Origin of the sequence: Maribellus sp. YY47 (genome assembly GCF_023111095.1) — a bacterium.
Lineage (GTDB): Bacteria > Bacteroidota > Bacteroidia > Bacteroidales > Prolixibacteraceae > Draconibacterium.
The window spans coordinates 1-1,104 of sequence record NZ_JALGYW010000052.1; the positions used below are offsets into that span (position 1 = coordinate 1).

Sequence of the window (1,104 nt, forward strand, 5' to 3'; positions counted from 1 at the left end):
AAAACATCCATTCCTCCAATATGGGCAATGAAAATATCCTCCAGATCGGTTGAATTACGACGTGTTTTTGCATCGAAATTGATACCACCATGCGTAAAACCACCAGCCTGAATGATTTCCAGCATTGCTTCGGTAATTTCATAAATGTTTGTCGGGAATTCATCGGTATCCCAACCATTCTGGTAGTCACCTTTGTTGGCATCGATTGAACCGAGTAGCCCGGCATCGGCCGACATTCTCAGGTCGTGTGCAAAAGTGTGTCCTGCAAGTGTCGCGTGGTTTACTTCAATATTTAATTTGAAGTCTTTCTCCAAACCATATTCTTTCAGGAATGCAATTACTGTTTGAGCATCGTAATCGTACTGATGTTTGGTCGGTTCCATGGGTTTGGGTTCAATAAAGAAAGTGCCATTGAATCCGGCTTTTCTACCATAATCGCGGGCGATGGTCAGGAATTTGCCCAAATGTGCCAGTTCGCGTTTGGTATCGGTATTGTGCAGGCTCATGTAACCTTCGCGTCCTCCCCAGAAAACATAACCTGTTCCGCCCAGTGCAATGGTTGCATCAATCGCATTTTTCACCTGAACACCGGCATTGGCAACTACGGTAAAGTCAGGATTGGTCGACGCGCCGTTCATGTACCGTGGGTTCGAAAATACATTGGCAGTTCCCCAAAGCAATTTTACTCCCGATGCAGCTTGTTTTTCCCTGGCGTATTCTACAATCTTTGCCAGTCGTTTTTCAATTTCAAACACTGAGCCGTCGCCTACCAGGTCTGTATCATGAAAACAATAATAAGGGATGTTCATTTTAGTGATGAACTCAAAAGCCGCATCCATTCTTTCCTTTGCCGCATCCATTTCGTCAGTTGGACCGTCCCATGGAAAAATCTGGGTTCCGGGGCCAAACGGGTCGCCGCCTGTTCCGCAGAAGGTATGCCAGTAGGCAACGGCAAAACGCAGATGTTCTTTCATGGTTTTTCCGGCCACTACTTTGTTTTCGTCGTACCATTTAAACGCCAGCGGATTTCTTGATTCCGGCCCTTCGTATTTAATTTGGTCAATTCCTTTGAAATACTCTTTGTTTCCTTTTAAAACTTCCATT

General features: G+C 45.1%; 1 protein-coding gene. It reads right to left on the reverse strand.

From position 1 onward, the window contains the following. The coding region (gene xylA / locus MR764_RS20150) for a xylose isomerase (protein WP_247981256.1) at positions 1 to 1,103 on the reverse strand (1,103 nt) is incomplete at its 3' end. Position 1,104: the final 1 nt, after the last annotated feature.